6 protein-coding genes are annotated in these 20844 nt (G+C 42.3%); 3 read left to right on the forward strand and 3 right to left on the reverse strand.

Annotation, left to right across the window (positions count from 1 at the left end):
• Nucleotides 1-69: 69 nt before the first annotated feature.
• The 3 genes from V7K67_RS23060 to V7K67_RS23070 form a co-directional block, all read right to left on the reverse strand.
• The gene (locus V7K67_RS23060; RefSeq protein WP_335168560.1) at nucleotides 70-4017 is read right to left on the reverse strand and encodes a hypothetical protein; all 3948 of its coding nucleotides are present in this window, start codon (nucleotides 4015-4017) and stop codon (nucleotides 70-72) included.
• Between the two features lie 99 nt (nucleotides 4018-4116).
• Entirely contained in the window at nucleotides 4117-4239 is a 123-nt protein-coding gene (locus tag V7K67_RS23065) for a hypothetical protein (protein ID WP_335168562.1), read from the reverse strand.
• A 654-nt stretch (nucleotides 4240-4893) separates the two neighbouring features.
• Nucleotides 4894-5016, reverse strand: coding sequence for a hypothetical protein (locus V7K67_RS23070; RefSeq protein WP_335168564.1), 123 nt, complete (start codon nucleotides 5014-5016; stop codon nucleotides 4894-4896).
• A 236-nt stretch (nucleotides 5017-5252) separates the two neighbouring features.
• On the opposite strand from V7K67_RS23070, the gene V7K67_RS23075 reads away from it, so the two are divergent.
• From V7K67_RS23075 to V7K67_RS23085, 3 genes are all read left to right on the forward strand, one after another.
• Nucleotides 5253-5474, forward strand: coding sequence for a hypothetical protein (locus V7K67_RS23075; protein WP_335168565.1), 222 nt, complete (start codon nucleotides 5253-5255; stop codon nucleotides 5472-5474).
• 123 nt (nucleotides 5475-5597) lie between these two features.
• A complete protein-coding gene (locus tag V7K67_RS23080) occupies nucleotides 5598-7691 on the forward strand; it encodes an AMP-binding protein (RefSeq protein ID WP_335168567.1) in 2094 nt (697 codons plus the stop codon).
• A complete protein-coding gene (locus V7K67_RS23085; RefSeq protein ID WP_335168569.1) occupies nucleotides 7688-20308 on the forward strand; it encodes a non-ribosomal peptide synthase/polyketide synthase in 12621 nt (4206 codons plus the stop codon). Before V7K67_RS23080 ends, V7K67_RS23085 begins: the two co-directional genes overlap by 4 nt.
• Nucleotides 20309-20844 lie beyond the last annotated feature (536 nt).

Consider the following 20844-nt stretch of genomic DNA (forward strand, 5'->3'; position numbering starts at 1 on the left):
AGATTGCTTTTGCGCCATGTGATTTATTCTACGATGCTATGTGCATCTATTTACTTTTTCTTTTTTGCACTACCCCGATTTATTGAGCGGATACCTTATTCCCTTGGTATTTTTGATACGTTCATCGCACAAAGCGTGAAACTCTAGCGCAGCAATACTTCTATCAGCAAACACTGAATAATCAAAATGATTAAGCCTTGAAAATAAACTTAGTTTACTAGGCAGCACATTCATTTCTCTGTCTCTGTTTGCGACCATGTCGCTAATTTTTCCCAATGAAAGCCTTATATCTAATGCTGCTCTTGTTGGACTTCTACCTATACCAACAAAACCATCAAATATTGCGGCATATGTGCTGAGTTCATTAGCATTTGAAGTAGAATTAGTATCCCTAGCACAGACATGCAAAAGCGCTTTGGGGTTAGCAGTTCCTATCCCTACGGCTTTCTCTGTATAACATCCATCGAGTAACCGTTCTCCTTCCGTAGCAACCACTTCTTCTACAGGTTTCCAGTGGTCAGAACTTACGCTACTACCTTCATCATTTAGCAGACCGCTGTCATCCTTAGAGCTTTGAAAACCTGATTCTGCTCTTATTGACTGATGTATACTACGTACTTTTTCCCAGCTTTCTGAACCTTTAGTATAAAGATCCCCTGTCTGTTGATGTAGATAAAAATCACCTTTATTGCCTTCGTTAGAAGAAGGTAATTTATCTCCTACCTGAAATTTGGGGGTATTTTCTTTTGTTTGTACCTCATTTGATTTTATGTTTGGTTGCCGTATATTGCCTACAATCCTCCATTTCTCTTCTTTTACATAAAGATCCCCTGTCTGTTGATGTAGATAAAAATCACCTTTATTGCCTTCGTTAGAAAGAGGTTCTTTATCTCGTACCTGAAATTTAGGGGTATTTTCTTCGTTTGCTTTTCCTGAGCTTGCTGCAATTGCTAATGCTGCCACTGCTGTTGCACCTGCAGCAGCCGCTGCTGCTAGTGATAGCACCGCTGTTGTTTCTGCTGCTGTCGCTACTGTTAGTGCTGTTGCCGCTGTTGCTCCTGCTGCTGTCGCTGCTGTTAGTGCTGTTGCCGCTGTTGCTCCCGCTGCCTTTGCTTCTAATGAAGCTGCATTGTTGATAAGTTTAGAAACGTCTTGTATTGAGCCATCTTTAAGGCTCAGAGCCAGCTTGTCAAGCTTACGGAGATTTCCCCAAGAGATTTCTTCAACCTTCTTTACGCCTAATTTTTCTAATATCTCCTGCTTGACCTGAGTTTCAGCTTGTAACAACTTCTTAATCGTTGGGGGAGCTTCTTCTGCTGTAATTGTGTATCGAATGACTTCAGCTATCTTGCTGACATCCAGCCCACACCTTAAATTCCCGTATTCATCTGTATAAAGACGCTTAAAAGTAGGATCGCAATTTAGTAAGGCAGGATCAGTAAATTGAATACCTTGGGTTATAATGCCCTTTGCAGCATTTAGCGTGAGCTTCTCTGAAGTCGTATTAAAGCCGATCGTTCCCTCTTTTTCTTTCGTCCCTATATGCAAGCTACTACCAGTTACGTATATCCCTTTAAATCGGTTAGAACTATTACCTAAAGTTAGCTTAAATTGTGAATTCTGCGCTGGCAAGATGTTCGCATTGAATATAACTTGTCTTTGCAAGTCTTCTTCTCTTTCTTCTTCTATTTCTTCTCTTTCTTCTTCTATTTCTTCTCTTTCTCGTTGTTTAAAAGTCAAATATGGCTCTGAGTCTACGCCCAAAACTATAGTTTTTTCGCCTTTACTCGTTAGCGGTTCTTCTAATGATTTTCCAAAACCAATTACAACTGCATTGGACTCCTTGACCTGCGTGTAAGAACCGATAGCTATACTGTTTGTTACAAAATTTTCTCCCTGCTGCAAAGCAGAAGCACTTTTTCCTATACCTACACTTCCGGCTTCATTTTTCTGACCTGGGTAAACAGTGATTGATGGATGGTCAGACTTAGCCTGAATAATAACCCCGTTAATAATACCATGCCTATGTGGCATCAACTCCTGTGAAGCCATTGGCATAATCTCAATTTCATAAGTCTGCCCTTCGACTGCGGTTGAAGCAGGAACCATTTGACTTTGATTTGGATTATGCAATGCGGCTCCATTGTGATTGTCGTCCGGCGGATAGCCAACACCAATTACAACTGCATTTTCCTTATCTACTTTTGTGTTATGACCGATCGCTACACTCTTCTTAGCAGTGGCATTTCCAAGGAGACTTATTCTTTTTTGGTCATCAAGCCCCACGGTTTCGTTTAATTTTGCAATTCCATAACAATTACTAGCAATTCCCGCATTTGTGAAAATACTATCAAGATCTATAAGTACTTTCCTAGCTAATTCTACGTCTGGTTGCTCGGTGAAAGGTGATAATATTAATCCATTAATTAACGTTCTAACTACTTTACTAAGATATAAATATGGAGCAAATCTCCCCCATCCTTTTTCCCATGTTTTTCCAGATTGTTCTATTCTTTCTGCTAAATCAGGCCAAATCTTCCTGAGAATCGATGCTAATACTTTTATTTTGTCATTATCAACTGTCTTTCCCGCATCACCAAAAAATATAAGTAATTCACCAGCCAACCTAAGTTTGGGGCTAGTATGATTGTCATATTCATTATATGGATTTGTACATTCTAGTTTTCCATCTCTGCCAACCTGAACAGTCCAGCCTTCCTGAAATTTAGATAAATACAACTCCTCAAGGAATGTTTTTCCAACTACATCTAAAGCACCTCTTGTGGTATTCGTACCAATTCCCACAGCAGCGTTAACAATAAGTGTATTGCCAATACCTTTTATCTCAAACGCACTCAATTTCTGAGCGTTAAAAACAAAAAATCTATCTTCAAAAAACCTAATTTTTGTGCCTCTGATATCTCCTAGAAAATCTTTTGCTTTAGCTGGATTTCTCTTGTCAAATAAATTGATTGCAGTAAGCGAATGGTTAGAGCCTATGAGGAATGCAAATTTGCCGCTTTTGGCAACACTGGTGAAACCACCAGTACTTTCTTTGTAGCTACTCACCAACTTAAATTCTGAAAGCGAATAGACATAAAAGGAGCCGTCGGAAATAAGATAAGCATTTTCTAAATCTATGGCAAAATCATCTATTTTTTTGGTGATTTTTTCTGGATAAATTTTCCGGAAGCCTTTCTCATTAACAATAAAAAAAATAGCTCCTACAGAGACATACCCATTACCTCGGTCAATGAGGAGAGAAACCTCATTGAACGTGGAAAAATCTCCATCTCCATCCTTCTGAAAATCAACAGAGTAGTTACTGTAAATGTTTCTGCTAGAATTATCAATCGAGATGATCCCTGTTTCTAAATTGATGGAAAACTCTGTGGGAACATTATTTGGTTCAATCGATTCCCACTTATTACCTTTAGTTAGACTGTAATACTTTTGTTCTTTTAAATTGAAATAGTATTTAATAGGAACATCTTTCGATATAGTCTGTGGCGAGGGTTCGTTATCAACAAGATAAAGTACAGCCTGTTTATCTTGAGAAAATAATTCTGTTTGAGGGTTAAATGTGTATTGTCTAAATTTAGCTTTCGATCCACTCCAAGTCAGCGTGTATATATTGCCATTTGTATCCCTTTGGATTCGCGCGTTAGGATCTACATCTCCTTGAACTTGACTATCAGAAAAATCTTTTATAGAAACATTTGAAATCCATTTTCGTTGCTTGGAGACATAATAAACATCTCCGTTGTAAATATATATGCTTTTAGGGTTGTTAAAAGAAATCTTTGTGTCTGACTTTTCAGGTTTACCGTCCTGATTCCGCGTAAGTTCATAAATATAATTTGTTGAAATAATATAGATTCTGTTGGTACTATCATCCTGATAAAAATTTTCTCCTTGAGAATCGAGAATAAGAGAACTAGAATTCTCTACTTTTAGACTGTCATAGCCAGCTAGTACTGATTGTATTAAATGTTCAGGTTGTTTAATGTCACTCATGATAAACCTCGTTAGTTAGGGTTAGCTATCTGTTAGTTAGACGATTATGGAAGGCAATTTGTGAATTTTCTGGTCATTCGCTTGTTGGGTGAACAGTCATTAATACATAACTGCAATTAGTCCACTGATATGATGTCTTGTCGCCTCATTACCTGTCTTAGGCAAGGCACTTCCATCTTCAGCGTATACTTCTATATCCTCTACTCGGTTGTCTATTTTCATATCTTTTCCTACAAGTTTTTTTTGTTTCTGTCTATGTTTGAGAATCTGACATAAATTCTGAAGTGGTAGTATACCCTTTTTTGATGCAAGATAAAACTCAAAGAAAACCGTCCCTCATCGTACCCAATAGCATCCCATAGCCAGCACAAACCAAGCTGGCGTGCAGAAAAGCCTGAGCAACATCGACTCGATAGACGCTATTGGTTTGTCCTACAATAGGACTCTATTTGTAATGAAATACTCCCCTACTCTTGCCTCGAAAAGCCTACACGAAACAATTGCACCTAGCAGGCATAAGAAAAGTGAACCAAAAGGCTTTTTGGATACACATGAGTTCAGCTTAATTGGGAAAAGATTATAAACCAGACATTGCCTTGTTTATAGACTTTTGACCGACTCGATAACTGTCACTCCCTGGTAGAAAATGTGTTTGAGTATGGGGTGTGAGATGAATTTCGTATTATCAGCTTTGTGTTTTGTTCGCCACGAGCCTAACCTATACCCTATGGGGTGTCAATAGTAGTGTACGCTTTTATTGGGAACTTTTCGGTTTGGGCTTCGTCTGATGACCCTTAAGCCAAGACCAGACAATGGCTTCAGAGAGAACGAGAAGTGGAAATTCCCCTTTATCACCAGTTGGAGATGGCTCATAGGTTATGGGATGAGCGTTAGTTGTCGATGGTCGTTTGCTGGGTTGGGGCGATCGCGCTTGAGGAATGATGGTAAGAGAGGTAAAATCAAGACTGATTTAACAGCGATCGCACTTCCTGCAAACAAAAATTGTGATTGCTCTGGGATGAAACTTCGGTCTTCCTATGTCGGCGACAGATTACACCCAACTGCCACTTCACAGTCTAGACTTGGCGAAAGCACAATTCAATTAATCAATCGCCTTCTTAAATCAGTTGTCCTTAGCCCACTCAAATTCAGAAAGCTGAGTTTCTGGATGCCAAACGAGCTTGAGGCGTTGCTTAAGTACAATGGGTTGACAATTGAAACTAAGTTAGGAAATTATGATAAAGAATCTTTCGCCAAAGAAAGGCAGAGGGCTTTTATGCAGAAGGGAAGATTTTGTTTTCCCTCTGCAAAAAGGGTTTGAAGCCCCTAATTTTATTTATGAAGAAGAAAAAAGATTTTTTTCCGAGACACTAGTGCAAGCAAGGAAAAAGGTGTTCTTGTTAAATCACCTAAATTTCTTTATGGGGATTGATAAAAGCCCTCTGCCTGCTGCATAAAAGCCTTTTTAAATCGTCATCACCGAATTTTACAATAATTAGCAAATTGCCTGGATGATGGACATCAGTTGCTATTTATTTCTTGTTATATCCAGTTCATTATGTTAATCGACCCGATAGCTGATGAAAAATTCACCTATTTACTATCAGAATTCCCTAACAGAAACTTCCTTGAACTTTTATACTTTAGTAGACTTACTGCGCCACAGAGCGTCACATCAGCCGTCGAGAGCAGCTTATACGTTTCTACAAAATGGAAACTCAGAAGCAGGCAAACTGACTTTTGAAAAATTGGATCGACGCGCGCGGGCGATCGCTGCCTATTTACAATCTCTAAAAGCCCCTGGAGAACGGGCATTGCTGCTTTACCCACAGGGTTTGGAATTCATTACCGCCTTTTTCGGTTGTCTGTATGCTGGTGTCATCGCCATTCCGGCGCCCCCACCCGATTCAACTCGACTAAAGCGATCGCTACCCAGACTTCAGGCGATCGCCCTTGATGCCGGAGCGACTCTTGTGCTGACAACCGAGAGTATCCAGACTCAGCTTGTGAAAAACCCATCACACATCTATGAATTTACAGATGTCCGCTGGCTATGCACCTCTCTTGTTGCAGACTCTCTAGCCGAGGAATGGCAAAAACCAGAGATTGGTCGTGATACCATAGCCTACCTCCAGTACACCTCCGGCTCTACCTCAACACCCAAGGGAGTCATGGTGAGCCACGGTAATTTGATGCATCATGTAGCTTACTCACAAAAAGCTTTAGATTACACACCAAATAGCGTCACAGTGACATGGATGCCTAACTTTCACGATTACGGATTGGTTCAGGGCACAATTATACCGATGTACACAGATACCCCTTGCTACCTGATGTCACCTTTTGCCTTTATCAGAAACCCGTTCGACTGGCTTGAGGCTATTTCCCGTTATCGAGCTACACACAGTCAGGGACCGAACTTTGCTTACGACCAATGCCTACGTCGGATTACACCTAAGCAATGCACCCAACTGAATTTGAGCAGTTGGCAATCAGCAGGTATTGGCGCTGAACCAATCAATCCTCAAGTGATGGAAGACTTTATTCAAACCTTTGCATCCTGCGGTTTTCGGGCTGAGGCATTTGCACCAGGTTACGGACTTGCCGAAGCAACTCTGGGGGTTTCCAGTAGTAGGGTGGGAGAACTTCCGGTGTTTTGCACCCTTGACGCAGCATCGCTACAAAAAAATCGGGTAGTTGAGGCGACCAAAGATCACAAAATGGTACGGACGATACCAGGATGCGGTTCCTTAGTGGGCGATACCAAAGTAGTGATTGCCAATCCTGAAAAGTTGACTCAATGTGCCCCGGATGAAGTTGGCGAGATTTGGGTATCAGATCCCAGTGTCGCTTTAGGCTACTGGCAGCGCTTCGAGGAAACCGAAAAAACCTTTCGAGCGCAACTGCAAGACACAGGAGAAGAAACGTTTCTACGTACTGGCGACCTGGGATTTATACTAGACGGCGAGTTGTTCGTTACGGGGCGAATCAAAGATTTAATCATCATCTTGGGTCGCAATTATTATCCCCAGGATATTGAATTGACTGTCGAACGTAGCTACAAAGCACTGCGCTTCAACGGTGGAGCGGCATTTTCAGTCGAGGTGAATGGTGAAGAACGACTGGTAGTTGTTCAAGAGATTGAGCGCGATCAATTGCTCTCTTTAGATGTTTTGGAGGTGGTTGAGGCTATCCTTCAAGCAGTGGCAGAAGAACACGAACTTGGAGTTTATGCGGTTGTGCTGATTAAAAGTGGGTCTCTTCCCAAAACCTCTAGTGGCAAAATTCAGCGCCATGCTTGCCGCAATGCGTTTCTCTCAGGAACTCTGGATGTAGTAGAACAGTGGACTCAAAATCCTAGCAATCAAGGCGAGTTTTTGTATCCGAGAACTCCTACAGAGGAGAAAATAGCCCAGATTTGGGCAGAGTGTTTAGGTTTGTCACGAGTTGGCATCAACGACAACTTTTTTAAACTGGGGGGAAATTCCTTGCTAGCTACCCAAGTAATTTCTCGCTTATGCAAAGATTTTTCTGTAGAATTATCGCCACAGCATTTCTTTGAAGCAGCAACTATAACTAGTTTAGCCCAGACCATTGAAACGCTTCATTGGGCAACCCAAGACAATACTGCATCCGTTGACGCAGAAGACGAATACGAAGAGGGACGAGTATGACGACAGTTGAGTTTTTATCTTTACTGCAAACAAAGGGTGTAAAAATCTGGATTGACTCAGACCAACTGGGCTATCGCGCCCCCAAGGGAGTGATGACAGCAGATATAAAGCAGGAACTGGTGGAGCGGAAAACAGAAATACTTGCTTTTTTGAAACAAGCAAAAAAATCTCAACAAATTGCTTCTGAACCTATAGTACCTGTTAAGCGGGATAGCGATTTACCCTTATCCTTTCCTCAACAGAGGATGTGGTTTCTCTATCAGTTAGAAAGACAAAGCCCCTTTTATAATGAAAATTTACAATTACGAATTATCGGTGCGCTGAATGTAGCAGCATTGGAGCAAAGCATCAACGAAATTATCCGCCGTCACGAAGCATTGCGGACTATATTTCCCACAGTCGATGGATTCGCAGTGCAGCGGATACTTCCGGCTTTAACTATTAACATACTAGTGCTGAACTTACAAGGTTTAAAAGAAGCTGAGATTGAACAAATAATTATCGAAGAAGTTTGTCAACCTTTTGATTTAAGCAAGCCGCCTTTGTTGCGAGTCACTTTGCTACGCTTAGAGCCAGAATTATATCTGTTGATAGTAACCATACACCACATAATAATAGATGGTTGGTCTGTGGGAATATTTATCAAAGAATTGTCTGCCCTATATCAAGCTTTTTCTTGTGGTTCTCCCACTCCATTACCAGAGTTAACTATCCAGTATGGGGATTTCACCATTTGGCAGCGCCAGTGGTTGACTGAAGAATTACAAGCACAGCAGCTTGACTACTGGAAGCAACAGTTAGCTTCAGCACCGCCGTTATTGGAATTACCAACAGATTATCCTCGCCCTTCGGTTCAAACTTTTCAAGGTGCAATTAAAGAATTTAAACTCAACTCAAATTTAACCGAGCAAATCAAAACTTTCAGTCAGCAGTCAGGAACTACTTTGTTTGTAACATTGCTGGCGGCTTTCGCGGTCTTACTCCATCGTCATAGCGGTTGTGATGATATTTGTATTGGCTCTCCATTTGCCAATCGCAACCGGACAGAATTTTACATACAAATTGGCTTTTTTGTCAACACTTTACTGTTGCGTAGTCGCATTCAAGAAAATCCTAGTTTTTCACAATTTCTTACCCAAGTGCAGCAAATGGTTTTGGATGCCCATGCAAACCAAAATGTACCATTTGAGCAAGTGGTAGAAGCCTTGCAGCCAGAACGTTCTATTAGCTACAATCCTCTGTTTCAGGTGATGTTTGCCTTAGAAAATTTCTCCTTGGATACTTTGGAGTTACCCGATATTACCCTGACTCCAAAGCTAGTAGAGCGAGGGACAACTCGGCTTGATTTGAGCCTATTTATTTGGGAGACACAACAGGGACTAATGGGGTTGTGGGAATATAATACTGATTTGTTTGAGGCAGATACAATTGCCAGGATGACAGGACACTTTCAGACTTTGTTAGAAGCAATTGTTGTAAATCCGAATCAACCTATCAGTCAATTGCCTCTGATCACTGAGGCTGAACGGCAGCAATTGTTGGTGGAATGGAATAATACTCAAGCAGAATATCCTCAAGACAAGTGTATTCACCAATTGTTTGAGGCACAAGTGGAGCTAACACCTAACACGGTGGCAGTGGTGTTTGAAGGTAAGCAACTGACTTACCAACAGTTGAATGCAAAAGCAAATCAGCTTGCGCGCTACCTTCAATCGCTGGGCGTTAAACCAGAAGTACTAGTAGGTATTTGCGTAGAGCGTTCCCTAGAAATGGTAGTGGGATTGCTTGGTATCCTCAAAGCAGGCGGTGCCTACGTTCCACTCGACCCAGCGTATCCTAGTGAGCGGTTGGCTTTTATGCTGGAAGACTCCTCTGTACCAGTTTTGCTAACTCAGGCACATCTAGTTGAGAAGCTTCCTCACCATACAGCACGAGTTGTGTGCTTAGATTCGGACTGGTCAGAAATTGCTCGCTTGAGCAAGGAAAACCCGACGAGTGGAGTGGCATCCGACAACTTAGCCTACGTTATCTACACATCAGGGTCTACAGGTAAACCTAAAGGGGTTTGTATTATTCATCAGTCAGTAGTGCGATTAGTCAAAGAAACAAACTACATTAGCTTTAGTACAGAGGAAGTATTTCTTCAGTTAGCTTCTCCTTCATTTGATGCATCAACATTTGAAATTTGGGGTAGCTTGCTTAATGGTGCACAACTTGTATTTATGCCTGCTCATACTCCATCTCTACAAGAGTTAGGACAAGCTATTGAGCAGTATCAAATAACGACTTTATGGCTCACTGCTGGTTTATTTCATTTGATGGTAGACCATCAGCTTGAAAGTCTAAAGAGTGTGCGTCAATTATTAGCGGGAGGCGATGTACTTTCTCCTGATCATGTAAAACGAGTCTTAGAAGAATTAAAAGGTTGTCGGATCATTAATGGTTATGGCCCTACAGAGAATACAAGTTTTACCTGCTGTTATGAAGTAACAGATGCTCTTCAGATAAAAGAATCTGTACCGATTGGTCGTTTGATTAGTAATACACAAGTCTATTTATTAGACAGTCAACTGCAACCTGTACCGATTGGAGTTGCGGGGGAACTGTACGTTGGTGGAGACGGATTAGCACGGGGGTATCTCAATCATCCGCAGTTGACTGCCGAAAAGTTCATTCCCAATTCCTTTAGCAACGAACCAGGATCTCGCCTCTACAAAACAGGCGATTTAGCTCGTTACTTGCCAGATGGCAATATTGAATTTCTAGGACGGACTGATAATCAGGTTAAGATTCGGGGCTTCCGCATTGAACCCAGCGAGATTGAATCTGCTATCTCTCAACATCCATCCATCAAACAAACGATCGTCATCGCTACGGAGAACAATATAGGCAATAAACAATTAGTTGCTTACGTTGTTTCCCGAACACAAACAGCACCCTCCAGCAGCAACCTCCGCGACTTCCTCAAACAAAAACTCCCCGATTACATGGTTCCAGCCGCTTTTATCATACTGGAAACTCTGCCCCTCACGCCTAACGGTAAAGTAGATAGATTTGCTCTGCCAACATTTCAAACAGCACATCAAGAACTAGCAACAACAAGAGTTGCACCTCGCACTTGGCAAGAAGAATTACTCACCCAAATTTGGTGCCAAGTTCTGCATTTAGAAAAAGTTAGCATCCACGACAACTTCTTTGAAGTTGGTGGAGATTCGATTCTTAGCATTCAAATTGTTTCACAAGCTGATGCTGCTGGGCTGCAACTCACTCCCAAACAAATTTTTAAACATCAAACAATTGCTTGTTTAGCAGCTGTCGTCAGTACAACAGAGGAGAGAAAAGCAGAACAAGGTATTATAAATGGTACTGTACCATTAACCCCCATTCAGCACTGGTTTTTGGAACAGAAATTATCTGAACCGAACCACTTTAACCAATCATTCATATTTGAAGTCTCAAAAGACCTAAAGCCAGAACTATTGAAGCAGGCTTTTGAGGAACTCTTGGTGCATCACGATGCCCTACGCCTGCGGTTAATTGCTAGGGGTGATAATTGGCAACTTCTGAATGCAACCTCTGTTGAAACAGAATTTTTTAGCGTCGTAGATTTATCAGGAATTGCGACATCTGAACAAACTGGTGCCATTGAAGCTACGGCAATCAAACTACAGGCGAGCTTGAACCTATCATCCGGTTTGATTATAAAGATAACTTTGTTCAATCTGGGCAGTGACCAACCCAATCGTTTATTAATTGTTATCCATCACCTAGCAGTCGATGGGGTGTCTTGGCGGATTTTGCTAGAAGATTTGGCAACTGCCTACCAACAAATTGAGCGTCAAGAAGCTATTGTATTACCTGCTAAAACTACTTCTTTCCAAGATTGGGCGGTGCTGTTAACAGAATATGCACATTCCCAAAAAGCATTAGCAGAACTTAACTACTGGCTAGCTCAATTCGACTCTGATATTTCGCCTTTACCACTAGATTATCCTTCTGTTGAGACAGAAAATACCATCGCTGATGCTGCCCAGATATCAGTATCTCTGAGTGTAGAACAAACCAGCGCTTTGCTTAAAGAAGTACCAAAAGCTTATAATACACAAATCAACGATGTTTTGCTGACCGCGTTGTTGCAGTGTTTTTCCCAGTGGACAGGACAAAACTCCCTACTAATCAATTTAGAAGGACACGGACGAAAAGAACTGTTTGAATCGGTAAACCTGTCGAGAACAGTAGGGTGGTTTACCAGTATATTTCCCGTATTGTTAAAGCTAGATAAAACTGATTTGCCGCTTCAATCACTCAAATCGGTTAAAGAGCAACTACGCAGAATTTCCCAGCATGGCATAGGCTATGGCATCCTTCGCTATGTCAGTTCGGATCGAGCAACGCGCTTAAAATTACAACATCTTCCTACTGCTGAGGTAAGTTTTAACTATCTGGGTCAGTTCGACACTATGCTTAATGCATTTCCCATATTGGGATTGGCATCTGAGTCGAGCGGTTCTCCAGTTAGTTTAAAAAACAGTCGCAGCCATTTGCTAGATATAGACGGATTTGTAGCACAAGGAAGGTTGCAACTGACTTGGACTTATAATCAGAAGCTCCATCAAACAGCCACGATAGAGCGTTTAGCTCAGGGTTTTATAGAGGCTCTAACTGCTCTGATTTCCCACGGCAATTCGTCAGAGGTTGGAGGTTATACACCAACAGATTTTCCTCTAGCTGAACTGAGCCAACAAGAGCTTGATGCAATAGTTGAGTCGTTAGCATCCCCAGCTAATACTAAACGAAAAACGCAGATTGAATCTATCTACCCCTTATCTCCCATGCAAGAGGGGATGCTTTTCCATACCCTGTATGCCCCCGACTCTGGAGTATACTTCGTGCAGTCAGTTTGCACTCTAATAGGAGAGATTAATGTAGCAGCATTTGAGCGCGCTTGGGCTAAAGTGGTAGAATTCCACTCAGTTCTGCGTACTCTATTTGTTTGGAAGAATCGCCAACACCCCCTCCAGATAGTATGCAAGTCAGTCAACTTACCCTGGAATAATTATGATTGGCGATCGCTATCCTCAGTCGAGCAGCAAGAACGTCTAGAGACTTTTTTACAAACTGAGCGAGACAGTGGCTTTGAACTTGACAAAGCGCCGCTGATGCGTTGTACTTTGATTCAGGTAGCTGATAATACCTACCAATTTGTCTGGAGCTTTCATCACCTGCTCATGGATGGTTGGTGTTTGCCTATTGTTCTCAAAGAAGTCTTTGCTTTTTACGAGGCTTTTAACCGAGATGAGAATTTATATCTAGATTCACCCATACCCTACAGAAATTACATTGCTTGGCTGGGGCAGCAAGACTTGCATCTAGCCTCTAAGTTTTGGCGGCAAACCCTTAGTGGCTTTACTGCCCCTACTCCTTTGATAGTAGATAAGCCTGTAGGCAACTTATCCAACTCAAAACAAACATACGATGAGCAGCATCTCAAATTATCGCCAACGGTAACAGATGCACTCAAGTCACTAGCTCGGCAGCATCATTTAACTTTGAACACCCTGGTACAAGGAGCATGGGCATTACTGCTCTCACGCTACAGTGGAGAATATGACGTAGTATTTGGAGCTACTGTATCAGGGCGCTCTCCGGCTTTATCCGGGGTAGAATCTATGGTGGGACTATTTATCAACACACTACCAGTACGCGTACAAGTGCCTCCAGAAACTGAGTTGTTACCGTGGTTAAAGCAGTTACAGACGCAGCAATTTGAGCGGGAGCAGTATTCTTACAGTCCTTTAGTAGAAATTCAAGGTATTAGTGATGTTCCTCGAAACTTACCTTTATTCGAGAGCATTGTGGTGTTTGAGAACTATCCGGAAAATTCCTCTTTACTACAAAGCAAGGAAAGTATAGAAATCTCAAATATTCGCAGTTTTGAAAGAACGAATTATCCTTTAACAGTGACAGTTGTACCCGGTATAGAACTGTCTTTTCAGATTAGCTACGATACTAGCCGATTTGATGCTTGCACTGTAAACAGGATGATAGGGCATTTGCAGACAATACTTGAAGCAATGATAGCTAATCCTCAACAGCTGATTTTTGAATTGCCGCTATTGACAGAACGAGAGCGACATCAGTTGCTCGTAGAATGGAATAACACTGCACAAGAATATCCCCAAAATAAGTGTATCCATCAGTTATTTGAAGCGCAAGTAGAACAAAATCCAGACGCAGTAGCGGTAATTTTTAAAAACCAGCAGCTAACCTACCGAGAACTAAATGCCAAGGCTAACCAGCTAGCACGCCATTTACACACACTAGGGGTAAAATCAGAAACACTGGTCGGGGTCTGCGTAGAGCGATCGCTTTTGATGATTATAGGAATATTGGGTATCCTCAAAGCTGGTGGTGCTTATATTCCGCTCGATCCGGCGTACCCACCAGAACTCTTGGCTTTGATCCTAGAAGATTCCTCTGTACAAGTGCTGCTTACTCAGAAGCAATTAGTAGAGTCGCTTCCCAAGCATAAAGCACGTATCCTCTGCTTGGACACAGACTCGGAGGTAATTTCCAAACACAGCGAGAAAAACCTCTTACTCGAAGTGATGCCCAATAACCTAGCTTATGTTATGTACACCTCTGGGTCTACAGGCTCGCCCAAAGGGGTGATGATTGAACATCAATCAGTGGTGAATTTAATAGCGAGTATGAGGGTTGAGTATGGCATGGTCAGTCGCGATCGCGTCTTACAATTTTCATCTATTAGTTTTGATTCAGCCACCGATGAAATTTATATCTGTCTCACCTGTGGTGCGACGCTAATGCTCCGCACTGACGAGATGTTAAGTTCTGTGTCTACCTTTTTACGAATATGCTGGGAGTGGAAGGTGACGGTGTTGGAGTTGCCGACCGCCTACTGGCATCAGATCGTTGCTGAATTAGCCACTACAGGTGAGCGCCTACCCACATCAATACGACTGGTGATTTTTGGGGGAGAAGCAGCGCTGCCGGAAAAAGTCCGGCAGTGGCAAACCTGCGTTGACCAGCAGTGGCGTCGTCACCAGCTGGGAGAACCGCCGTTGTTAATTAATAGCTATGGTCCTACAGAAGCAACGGTAGAAGCAACCATCTACAAATTTTCCTGTTCACAGTCTGCGCCTACCTGGTCACAAGTGCCAATTGGACGACCCATTGGTAACGTCCAAGCCTACATCCTGGATCGCTACCTCCAACCTGTCCCCATCGGTGTACCGGGCGAATTGCGTCTTGGTGGAGTTGGTTTAGCACGAGGCTACCTTAACCGCCCCAAGTTGACCGCCGAGAAGTTTATTCCCCATCTGTTCGACGATCAACCGAACTCTCGCCTCTACAAAACTGGTGACCTAGTGCGCTACCTAGCTGATGGCAACATCGAGTACCTGGGTCGCATCGATCATCAAGTGAAGATTCGGGGTTTCCGCATCGAGCTAGGAGAGATTGAAACCGTGCTTGGTCTACACCCAGCCGTTTGGGAAAGCGTAGTGTTAGTAACAGAGAATGAACCTGGTGACAAACGTTTAGTGGCATACGTAGTACCGAAGTTGGAACAATTCCCCACAGCCCAAGAACTGCGTCAATTCCTCGCAAATCAACTGCCCCTTTACATGGTACCAAACACTTTTGTGCTGCTGAAGTCTTTACCTCTAACGCCTAACGGCAAATTAGACCGCCGTGCGCTGGCAAAGCTGGAATTACACAGCACACTGTCAGAAAAATTTGTAGCCCCGCGTACTCCAATTGAAGAAATGCTGGTGCAAATTTGGGCACAAGTGCTAAAAGTCGAGCAAGTGGGGATTCATGATAATTTCTTTGAACTAGGAGGACATTCGTTACTAGCAATGCAACTTATTTCACGAATACGCAATATATTCAAAGTCGAACTAGCATTGCGTGAGTTGTTCGCCACACCAACAGTTGCCGAATTGGCACATCTTATTGAGCAGTTACAGCAACAAAGCTTTAAGCTACATGCCCCACCCATCTTACCAAGAGCAGAGAATGCACAATTACCACTATCATTTGCTCAACAGCGTCTGTGGTTTTTAGATCAGTTACAGCCTCAGAGCGCTTTCTACAACATACCTATAGCTTTGCGTCTAGCCGGAACTCTCAACACAGCAGCCTTAGAACAAAGTTTAGCGGAAATTATTCATCGCCATGAAGCTTTACGCACCAACTTCATCGCAGTTGATGGACAACCAACTCAAATTATTCAAACACAAACTAATTGGGCAGTATCAGTTGTTGACTTGCAGCATTTATCTACAGCCGAACAAGAAATAGCTTCACAGCAATTAGCACAACAACAAGCTATTGAACCGTTTGAGTTGACAACACAAGCATTAGTTAGAGCCACATTAGTAGTGCTATCTCAGGCAGAACATGTGTTATTAGTGTGTATGCATCACATTGTCTCTGATGGTTGGTCAATAAATGTGTTGTTGAGTGAGTTAGCAGTACTATACAATGCTTATTCTCAAGGTGAGTTATCTCTAGAAGATGCTACGCGAACACCCTTAGCCCCACTACTAATTCAATATCCAGACTTTGCACTGTGGCAAAGAGAATGGTTGCAAGGCGATGTACTGCAAAGCCAATTGAGTTACTGGCTTCAACAACTAAAAGACGCACCAGCTTTATTGTCGTTTCCTACAGACCGACCTAGACCTGCCGTGCAAACCTTTGCTGGTGCCTATCAAAAGTTTGCACTCTCTGCTGAGTTGACTCAAAAACTGACAAAACTTAGCCAGGAGCAAGGAGTAACGTTGTTCATGACGCTATTGGCAGCGTTTGATACGTTACTTTACCGCTACACAGGACAAGAAGATATTTTAGTTGGGTCTCCGATTGCTAACCGCAATCGCAGTGAAATAGAAGGGTTAATTGGCTTTTTTGTCAACACCTTAGTTTTGCGTACTAATGTCTCAGGCGATCGCAGCTTTAACGAATTACTAGCTCACGTTCGTGATATGACAATGGATGCCTATACTCATCAGGATTTACCTTTTGAAATGCTAGTAGAGGCATTGCAGCCAGAACGGCATCTCAGCCATACGCCCCTATTTCAGATGATGTTTGTGCTTGAGAATAAACCCATGTTTCAATTGGAGTTACCTGGGTTAACTGTCAGTCCACTGGTAGTAGAAAGTGCAACGGCAAAATTTGATCTTACCTTGGGAATGGAGAACACGCCTACTGAACTGGTAGGTGTGTGGGAGTACAACACTGATTTGTTTGATGCGTCCACCATTGAGCGAATGACTGGTCATTTTGTGACATTGCTCGAAGGTATTGTTGCTAACCCACATAAGCAGATTTCGCAATTACCTCTACTGACAGTAACTGAGCAACAGCAGTTATTAGTGGAGTGGAACAACACTCAAGTAGACTATTATCAGGATAAATGTATCCATCAGTTGTTTGAGGAGCAGGTTCAACGTACCCCAGATGCTGTAGCAGTGGTGTTTGGCAATCAACAACTAACTTACCAGCAGTTGAACTGTCGCGCAAACCAATTGGCGCACTATCTACAAACTCTGGGTATAAAACCGGATGTACTGGTCGGGTTGTGTGTGGAACGCTCACTAGAAATGATGGTGGGAGTTTTGGCAATTCTCAAGGCAGGTGGAGCGTATGTGCCGCTTGACCCCGATTATCCGACCGAACGTTTAAGCTTCATGTTAGAAGACGCTCAAGTTTCGGTGCTGTTGGGTCAGCAGAAATTAGTAGAATCTTTGCCCAAGCATCATGCGCGTGTCGTCTGCTTAGACACAGACTGGAAAAAAATTGCCCACAACAGCGAGTCAAACCTGACAAACATTGGGGCGTCCAATAATTTAGCATACGTTATCTACACTTCAGGTTCCACAGGTAAGCCCAAAGGCGTTTTAGTTAACCACTCAAATGTAGTTCGTCTATTTGAAGCAACAAACTCTTGGTATCACTTCAATCAAGATGATGTATGGACAATGTTCCATTCTTACGCCTTCGACCTTTCCGTGTGGGAAATTTGGGGTGCTTTGCTTTATGGTGGACGACTGGTAGTCGTGCCATACCTGGTCACGAGATCGCCCAAATCCTTCTATGAGTTATTGTGTCAAAAAAAAGTAACAGTTCTTAATCAAACCCCTTCAGCCTTCCGGCAGTTGATTCAAGCCTCTCCTGCACTTGGTAGTGATTTGAAGTTACGCTTGGTAATTTTCGGTGGAGAAGCCTTAGAACTGAGGAGTTTACAGCCTTGGTTTGAGCGATATGGCGACCAGATGCCACAATTAGTTAATATGTACGGGATTACAGAAACCACTGTACATGTTACCTATCGTCCCTTGAGCAAAGCGGATTTGAATGGCACGGCAAGTGTTATTGGTCATCCAATTCCCGACTTACAGGTGTATGTGCTGGATGAATATAAACAGCCAGTACCAATTGGTGTTCCAGGCGAGATGTATGTTGGCGGTGCTGGGGTAGCACGCGGTTACCTTAACCGTCCCGATTTGACACAACAAAGGTTTATCTCTAATCCTTTTAGTAACAACCGCCAAGCGCGACTATACAAAACAGGAGATAAAGCGCGTTATTTGCCCAATGGCGAGTTAGAGTATTTAGGACGCATCGACAATCAAGTCAAAATTCGAGGCTTCCGCATTGAGTTGGGAGAAATTGAGGCATTACTGGCTTCTCACCCAGACGTTTGGGAAAATGTGGTGATGGTACGAGAGGATGAACCGGGCAACAAACGTCTAGTGGCTTACGTAGTGCCGAAGGTGGAACAATCTCCAAAAGTAGCAGAACTACGTCGCTTCCTCAAACAAAAGCTGCCAGAGTACATGGTGCCAAATGCTTTTGTACAGTTAGAAGCTCTGCCACTGACAGCAAACGGGAAAATAGACCGCCGCGCTTTGCCAATACCAGATAACTCCCAAATAGAATTAGAAGATAACTTTGTCGCACCCACCACTGCAACTGAAAAAACTTTAGCTGCTATTTGGGCTGAAGTTTTGGGAATGCAACAGATAGGTATTAACGACAACTTCTTTACCTTAGGAGGACACTCCCTAATCGCAACGCAAATCATCTCTCGCATTCGGGAAGTCTTTGAGATAGAAGTTCCCCTACGCCATATATTTGAAGCACCTACCATAGCTTCTTTGACAGAGGTGATAGAGACTGCACAAAAAGAGGGGTTACAAGAGCAATCTGACATCAGTATGGAGTTTGAGACTCTACCGCCTCTTGTACCCATACCGCGAGACACACATATACCATTGTCTTTTGCACAACAGGCTGTATGGTATTTTCAGCAGTTATATGCTGATAGTTGTGCCTATAATAGTCCGATTGCTTTATGTTTTAATGGCTTGTTAAGAGAAGAAGCGTTAGAGTTTAGCATTAATGAAATTATTCGTCGCCACTCTATTTTACGTACAACCTTTACTGTTTTAGAGGAGCAGCCCATACAAGTCATTGCCCCATCTCTAACTTTGCCTTTAAACATCATAGATTTACAACACTTACCCGAACAAGAGAGAGAAGTTGAAGCCATAAGACTTTCTCACCAGGAAGCCCTGCACCATTTCGACCTAGCTTCTGGCCCGTTAATTAAAACAATATTGCTACGGTTATCACCACAGAAGCATTGGTTGTTAATAACAATACACCATATTATTATAGATGGCTGGTCATATAGCATCTTGTTACAGGAGCTAGGAACGCTTTATCAAGCTTTCGTAAATGGCTTACCTTCACCCTTACCCGAAGTAACGATTCAATATGCAGATTTTACTCTTTGGCAACAAAAGTGGCTCAACGAAGAGGTATTGGAAAAACAACATTCTTATTGGCTTCAAAAACTAGCTGATTTTCCCACAAAACTTGATCTTCTGCCTACCGTCCAACCGCAGTCTACTAGTATCAGCAAGCGAGCATCTTGCTATTCGATAGTTTTGCCACATGGTCAAGTTGCATCAATTGAAGCTTTAAGTCGTTCCCAAGAGATAACTATATTCTCCATTATCCTTGCTGCATTAAAGATACTCTTATACAAATTGAGCGGACAAACCGACATTATCATATTGGCAACAACTGCGAATCGAAGCACACCAGAAATTGAGAAAATGCTCGGTTGCTTTATCAACAATGTGCTTTTGCGCGACAAAATTCATAGTTTCCAAACAGGACTTACTTTTACGCAGCAAGTTAACCATACAGTTGTTGAATCGCTTGCTAATCAAGAAATTCCCTTAGAAAAAGCGACCGAAACTATTTTTAGCGAAAGCGAAATCGAATTATTCCGCACTATCAGCGTTAGTATGGTTCCGCCAGTACGCTGGCATAGTCAAATACTAGAGTTTGAAGTTGTATCAATTGAGCTTGAACACGAACTATGGGATGAGAAATATTTACCTCTAGAGCTTTATATTAATTCTCAGACTGGAGATTCTAAAACAATTGAGATTGTCGGGTATTACAGCACAGATTTGTTCACAAATGAAACTATTGACTGTCTGTTTAGTTGCTATAAAGAAATTCTTCATAAGCTCGTTGAATATCCTGAAACAAAACTGTCTCAATTTTGAAGCAAAAGGACAGCACTATACTGAGAAAATACAAATATATGTATAGGACTCCTATTTGATTTTTGAACAAAACTCGGTACACCTTAATCTTCTACAATCCTTTTGCCTCTTGTCTGCCCACGCAAACAATTTCAGGAATCAAATCGGATTTCTATACCCCTCTTCTGTCACTCTCCGAAAACATTTGCCATTTATGAATTCTAGAGCTTTTATCTACCAAGCGTTCACACGATTTTTTTCTAATAACAAATACAATACCTATTTTTTTCTAATAGGATAGCTTGTATTAAGTGCCTGATCAGGCTTCTAGCGATCGCCCTTCCGGAGAGTGACAGAAGCGGGATACTACTAAGATATGAGAAGCTAGAAACCGAGTTTATTCGTTGATATATTTATGACAAAATATCAACGAATAAACCCGGTTTTTTGGCGTAATTAGTGATAATTTGTAACTGCCCAGGTAGGAATGTCAGGAATATTCCCATGAGGGAAGAAAGATGGTAGTGTTCAAGCATGAGTCCAGAAGAAAAAGATCA

The sequence above is a fragment of the Nostoc sp. genome (genome assembly GCF_036917155.1).
GTDB lineage: Bacteria > Cyanobacteriota > Cyanobacteriia > Cyanobacteriales > Nostocaceae > Nostoc.